Genomic DNA, 6,177 nt, shown 5'->3' on the forward strand with positions numbered 1-6,177 from the left:
CCATAAGATACAAAAAGGCACTACAAATGGAAAGCCTGTGGTCACTCATTCTGAGCATAAGATGGCAGGATATAATTGATATAACAATAAACAGCTATCTCCTGTTCAGGGTTTACATGATATTGAGGGGCACCAATACTGTCAGATCCCTCATAGCGCTCGCTATACTGTGGCTTGTCAAAAAAGCTGCGGAATCGTCGGGTCTTCTTCTGACAAGCTGGGTAATTGAAGCCATAACGGCACTAGCTGCCATGATTGTCATAGTAGTATTCAGAAATGAGATCAGGCGAGTATTCCAGCTGCCAAGAGGATTTCTTTTCTGGGGAAGCCCTGGACCTGTCAACAAACCCCCTGAAAATCTCATAGCCAAAGCTGTTTTTGCAATGGCAAAAAAGAAATGCGGAGCCATTCTCGTGTTTCAGGGCAGAGAAGAGCTGTCCAATATAATTAAAAACGAACTGCTGCTTGATGCAAGGATCAGCAAGGAAATTTTAGAGAGTGTTTTCTGGAAACTGAACCCCCTGCATGACGGAGCTGCGGTAATATCAGGAAGCAGAATAAAGGCTGTCAAGGCTGTTCTTCCCCTGACCCAGAGAACGGATCTTCCTTCAGACTATGGAACAAGGCATAGGGCAGGAATAGGAATAACCGAAATTTCCGATGCATTATCCATTGTCGTTTCAGAGGAAACAGGAGCTATAGCAGCAATAAGTTTCGCTGAAATAAGCCACATCGAGACCGAAGAGCAGCTTGAAGACAGGATAAAAAACCATTTCGGGCCTGGCCACTACACTCCTGAAAAAGCAAAGGAAAGATTTAAAATTGCTGTGGCGGCGACCCTTTCATTCATCTTTGTTTTTACTGCCTGGTTTGCAATAACAAGAGGGAAAAACACCCTAATAAATATAGCTGCGCCGATAGAATTCATAAACAAGAACCCTGAAGCTGAAATAGCGGAATCAGCCTATGACACCGCTACGATACAGGTAACAGGATCAGAAATACTAGTAAGCGCCATAAGGGAAGGACAGATAAGGGTACAGGTCGATGTTTCAAAGGCTCATCCTGGTCTGAACAAATTCGAGCTTGACGGAACAACGGTTACAATGCCGGCAGGAATAAAGCTTAAAAAAATATCACCGTCAAACATTGAAGTTGTTATCGACAAGATGTCTACAAAAAGAATCCCTGTTCAGGTAGACTGGAGCGGGAAAATCCCCGACGGTATCAGGATATCGGATGCCAAGCCCAAACCAGATACTGTACTTTTAAAAGGAAGAAGCAAGATACTTGAAAGCATAGAAACAATATACACCCAGAAGATTCCGGTCGGAACAATAACATCGGATGGTGCGGTAAAAGTTCCGGTTGTCCTGGATTCATCATCGATCTCAATAGCAAAGGGTGAGCCGGAAAACATTGAAGTCTCATATACCGTTGAAAAAGCAAACGAGCAGGCAGATCCTGAAGGCGAATCTACAAAGGAACAATGACGGATTCGCAAAAAGCAGGAAAAGGCTTAAGCGTCATGCCGGACTTGATCCGGCACTTTGTATTTTCAGACTCTTCGTGATTCCGGCCTTAACCGGAATTAATTAAATCGGACTGTTTGAAACATTGTCAAAAATTTTAAAGGTTTTTGCGGAGCTTTCTTCAAAATGCGGCTCGCCCAAACCCCTCATAACTGGAAATAAGACATAACCACATTAATGAATATATATGAGCAACTAACCGGAGAAAATGATGGATGAATGGGGTTATTATCTTAAATTTTTCGTAAGCCTTGTTGCTGTGGTAAATCCCCCGGGAATCATCCCCATATTCATTGACGCAAGCAGAGGGATGAATTCTTCAGAAAGGAAGCAGACCGGAGATCTCGCATCCTACACAGTATTCATGGTTCTGACGTTATCCCTTATATCAGGCGACGCCATCATCAGGTTTTTCGGTATATCCATCGCCTCATTCAGAGTCGCAGGGGGAGTATTGCTGCTGCTTTCCGCAATATCCATGCTTCAGGCAAAACTAAGCCCTGAAAAGCAGTCAGAAGAAGAAGCCATTGATCTTGAGTCAAGGAAAAGTCTGGCGGTCGTTCCACTTGGCATCCCGCTTCTCGCAGGGCCCGGAGCAATAAGCACTGTTATTCTCCATGCCCAGAAGCACCTCAACATAGCCCATTATTTCAGCCTGTTTATTGTGATAACAGCACTTTCAGCCCTCGTATGGTGCCTTCTCAGACTATCTTCCTTGATAGCCCTAAAAATTGGTAAAACAGGAATAAACCTAATTACCCGTATAATGGGTCTTATTATGGCCGCAATAGGCGTGGAATTCATTGCAAGCGGTCTGAAGCAGTTTTTTCCGGGTCTCGGATGATCCTTTATTCAGATTTTTTCAAAAAAATAAAAATCATTAAGGAGAGTCATCATGAAAAGCTACAGAAAAGAATTGTGGTTCAATATCAGACAGAGGCGAGCCTTTCTCAACATTACAAGACTTATACAAGACAGTCTTGCCGAAAGTGGAATTAAAGAAGGCATAGCCCTAATCAACGCCATGCACATCACAGCCTCGGTGTTTATAAACGATGATGAATCCGGTCTTCACCATGATTATGAAGAATGGCTCGAAAAACTTGCTCCGCATGAGCCTGTTGCAGCTTACAGACATAACCTTACAGGAGAAGACAACGGAGACGCCCATTTAAAACGCCAGATCATGGGCAGAGAAGTTGTTGTTGCGGTAACAGAAGGGAAACTTGATTTCGGCCCCTGGGAGCAGATCTTTTACGGTGAATTTGACGGGGGCAGAAAAAAGAGAGTCCTGATCAAAATCATAGGCGAATAATACCATTATTCTTATGCCAGGAATGGCTGAGCCGTTCCCGGCAAAAATTTTGCGCGGGCTATATCCATCCAAGAAATCCGAAAATCACAAGACCAGCAAGATTTATGATTCCAAGCGTTCCAATAAACCCCCAGCTTTTTTTGGACTCGGCGTCGTAACAAAAACAGGCTGCGGCAAAAAATGGAATATAAACGAGGATAAATACCGGAAAAGATCCCCACAAAGGATAAACCCATACAAATGCCGGAGTCCTTACAAAAAAGATTTCAAGGATTGAAGCAATTGCCGCGCTTGAAATTGTGACAAATATCCTGCTGTTTATCCCGAAAATCTTTGCAAAGGGATCTTTGGGAAGAATCTTTGTTGTGACAATACCTGCGATTGAAAACATTAGGCTGATTTCTATGCAGACCCCAATCATGATTAGAAATGCAGTACCTTTGGGAACTGTCCAGAGTGCATGTCCTGTAAAATGATGAATCAGGGCATTAACTATCTCGACGAACCAGTGAACCATGTAGAGCCCAAGCCCTGCTGCTATAGCCTTTATATTACCGCGTTCATATTCATGGCCATATACATATGCGACAAGCAACACAAGAGTTATGACGTACCATTGATAATTCTGCCCTGATCGCAATATCTGAACTGCCTGGTCAGTCGCCTGGGGATTGTTTAGAATCAAGATGCCTCCTTCATAATCATAAGCAATAATTGGTAAAAAAAGCTGACATAATCTGTATTTTAATTCTGGCAGCCGCTATCCGAACTTTTTTGCGATAAAGCCATCAATTATGTCGCATGATTCATCCACAGGATTTTTTTCACCGAACCTTGAAGAAATTTCAGCACATTTATTTCTGTGACCATTTTGGTCAATAATCTGGCCAAGAGCTCTTTTCAGGGTCTGATGGCTGAATTCTGAAGACTTTATTGCCAAACCAGCGCCAAGTCTTTCTATTCTATCAGCATTATCAAACTGGTCGAAGCTGAACGGCATTATTATCTGCGGAGTTCCACAACTAAGCGCCTGGGCAGTTGTTCCTATACCACCATGATGTACTATTGCCGTCGAACCTTTTAAAAGCCTGCTTAAAGGGGCGTATTCAAAATGAACAACTCCTTCAGGAAGAGAGGCGGGAATCTGGTGCGAAAATCTTGAAAGGAATACTCCCCTCACCCCCATTTCAAAACAAACATCAGCCGCAATCCTGAAAAACTTCTCAGCATGCATATTCGCGGTTCCAGGGGTAAAAATTACAGGCGGCAGACCGTTTTCCATGAACTCCTGAACTTCGGGCTGGAGCGGAGTGACTTCAGCTCCATCCCATAAAGGGAAACCGCCATAAAATATATTTGCAGGCCAGTCAGGCTGTATCTGCGCAAACCAGTCTGTAAACAGATTGAGAATACACTCTTCTGAAAGAAGCCAGGGATCAATTTTTGCTATTAACGGCAGTCCGAGCTCTTTTCTGAACTGATTTGTTCCTCTTGTTATTGTGGGGCCGAACAATAGCATATGCAGAATATAATACTGGGCTCTTTTCAGTATTTTGGGAACATTTTTTCCAGTGGCAAGCCCGTAGAATCTTGGGGTTTCATAATCACTCCAGAGAGCGGTCGGCTGATAAAGCACAGAAACGAGGGGTATTCCAAGCTTTTCATTGGCGAGTCTCGCTCCTGTTGCAAGACAGCTTGCTGCTATCAGAGTTCTGCCTGGCAGATTGAGCTCTTTGGCGGCCTCATATTGCCCTCTCATAATTGTATCTCCTCCCATTTTGAAAAGATGTAGAAAACTTTTCAAAGGATTCCAAAGATCAGGGTGGGAGATCGTATCGAGATATTGCTCTTTTGTTCCGACCATTTTAAAATCAAGGCCAGTTTCTTTTACAAGATCCTCAAAATAGCCATAGGTGCAGACTATTATCTCATGCCCTCTTTTCTTTAATTCAACTCCGAGGCCAAGCATTGGATAAACATCGCCGTAACTTCCGACAGGGAAAAGAAGTAATCTCATGGAACACCTGAATAAAGCCCGAAATATTGAATTGATAAGCGGGGAGACTTATATAAACAAAGTTTGTCTTAATAAACGACTACAGTTTTTTTTTCAAGCAGAAGTATGAATAAATAACAGGCCGGAATTTCAGGACAAGCTGTTTACATCCAGCAGCCAGGGTCTTTATGAAAAGGGCTTCCTTTTACTGCGTATGAAAGGCATCTGAGCCCGCCCCTGCACAATGTCCGGTAAAAGCATGACTGACAACCTTCAATTAATTTGTCTGCCTCCCTAAGACTAATAAAGAAATCACAATTATAAATTTCTTCCATGGATTTTTCCATCAGATTGCCGACATTGACAGGCATCCTTCTGCATGGATAAACCGAAGCGTCGGGCATAACCGCAAAAATTGAGTCTCCGGCCTTGCATCTGTATGGATACCCGCCAGCTCTGTGAAACTGAAGAGCTCTGTTCATGGAAATGACTGTATCTGAAAACCTGAATTTTGATGTATTATTTTTGGCCTTTGCCATTATTCTGACAAATTTATCAGTATCAGAAGGACTGAGACAGGTGTCTGAAATAAAGGCGCCTGAACCAAGCGGAATCATCCTGTCTGCCCAGAGCCTTGAAACCCTCTGACGCCTGCAGAATTTTGCAAGCTCCGTAAAGTCCCTGAAGTTTATTTTTGTTGCTGTGAATGAAATAATGGTTCTTATGCCCGCATCCACAAGATTCTTTATGGCTTTTGCAACAACTCTGAAATTGCCGCAGCCCCTTAGCTGGTCATGGTTTTCTTGCATCCCGTCCAAGCTTAATTGCACAAAGGAAACTCCGGTTCTTGCGAGAAAAGAAGCCACGTTTTTATCTATCATTGTCCCATTGCTTAGAATACCAAAAGAAAACAATTTGCCCATGGAAGAAAGGATCGATATGAACTCAAAAAAATCCTTCCTGATTAGCGGTTCACCTCCGGCAATATTGATATGACCTTTAATTCTTTTGTTGCGTTTTGAACTGAGGAAGGAAATGAATCTCTCGAGAACAAAAAAAAGATCCGAAATATCAGGCTCCAAGGCTTTGGTATCATCCCTGTAGCAATGAAGGCAGTGGAGATTGCACTGTTCTGTTATATGCCACTGCATGATTATTCTTTCAGGGTGATGATTCATTAAGCTCTCCTGATCAACGACAGTTATAAATCCCCCCTGACGACAATTAGAATTCCCGCTTAATGCAAACCCGGTTATCCAATGTTGTGATATGGAGGATCATTGGATGATCACTGACAATCAGGTGAAGAAATTGAAGAAAAATTTAAGCGCGGG

Annotated in this window: 6 protein-coding genes; 3 read left to right on the forward strand and 3 right to left on the reverse strand. The window is 42.9% G+C overall.

Annotation, left to right across the window (positions count from 1 at the left end):
• Positions 1-26 precede the first annotated feature (26 nt).
• The 3 genes from K245_RS0114925 (at position 27) to K245_RS0114935 (ending at position 2,847) form a co-directional block, all read left to right on the forward strand.
• Positions 27-1,493: a diadenylate cyclase gene (locus tag K245_RS0114925; RefSeq protein ID WP_027359880.1), complete on the forward strand. Its 1,467-nt coding sequence runs from the start codon at positions 27-29 to the stop codon at positions 1,491-1,493.
• A 247-nt stretch (positions 1,494-1,740) separates the two neighbouring features.
• Positions 1,741-2,376: a YchE family NAAT transporter gene (locus K245_RS0114930; RefSeq protein ID WP_198013897.1), complete on the forward strand. Its 636-nt coding sequence runs from the start codon at positions 1,741-1,743 to the stop codon at positions 2,374-2,376.
• 51 nt (positions 2,377-2,427) lie between these two features.
• Positions 2,428-2,847 carry a secondary thiamine-phosphate synthase enzyme YjbQ gene (locus K245_RS0114935; RefSeq protein WP_027359882.1) on the forward strand — a complete coding sequence of 140 codons (420 nt, stop codon included), beginning with the start codon at positions 2,428-2,430 and terminating at the stop codon, positions 2,845-2,847.
• Between the two features lie 58 nt (positions 2,848-2,905).
• Here K245_RS0114935 and K245_RS0114940 read toward each other — a convergent pair whose 3' ends face one another.
• The 3 genes from K245_RS0114940 to K245_RS0114955 form a co-directional block, all read right to left on the reverse strand.
• On the reverse strand, positions 2,906-3,532 hold the full coding sequence (locus K245_RS0114940; protein WP_051284181.1) for a hypothetical protein: 627 nt from the start codon (positions 3,530-3,532) through the stop codon (positions 2,906-2,908).
• Between the two features lie 75 nt (positions 3,533-3,607).
• Positions 3,608-4,864, reverse strand: a complete 1,257-nt coding sequence (locus tag K245_RS0114945) for a glycosyltransferase (protein WP_027359884.1) — start codon at positions 4,862-4,864, stop codon at positions 3,608-3,610.
• 143 nt (positions 4,865-5,007) lie between these two features.
• Complete coding sequence (locus K245_RS0114955) at positions 5,008-6,021, reverse strand: radical SAM/SPASM domain-containing protein (RefSeq protein ID WP_027359885.1); 1,014 nt, start codon at positions 6,019-6,021, stop codon at positions 5,008-5,010.
• Positions 6,022-6,177 lie beyond the last annotated feature (156 nt).

This window comes from Desulforegula conservatrix Mb1Pa (assembly GCF_000426225.1).
Taxonomy (GTDB): domain Bacteria; phylum Desulfobacterota; class Desulfobacteria; order Desulfobacterales; family Desulforegulaceae; genus Desulforegula; species Desulforegula conservatrix.

Excerpts from the sequence above, each read along its gene's own strand:
- K245_RS0114925 (WP_027359880.1), top strand. The coding sequence starts at position 27 with ATGGAAAGCCTGTGGTCACTCATTCTGAGCATAAGATGGCAGGATATA.
- K245_RS0114930 (WP_198013897.1), top strand. The coding sequence starts at position 1,741 with ATGATGGATGAATGGGGTTATTATCTTAAATTTTTCGTAAGCCTTGTT.
- K245_RS0114935 (WP_027359882.1), top strand. The coding sequence starts at position 2,428 with ATGAAAAGCTACAGAAAAGAATTGTGGTTCAATATCAGACAGAGGCGA.
- K245_RS0114945 (WP_027359884.1), bottom strand. The coding sequence starts at position 4,864 with ATGAGATTACTTCTTTTCCCTGTCGGAAGTTACGGCGATGTTTATCCA.
- K245_RS0114955 (WP_027359885.1), bottom strand. The coding sequence starts at position 6,021 with ATGAATCATCACCCTGAAAGAATAATCATGCAGTGGCATATAACAGAA.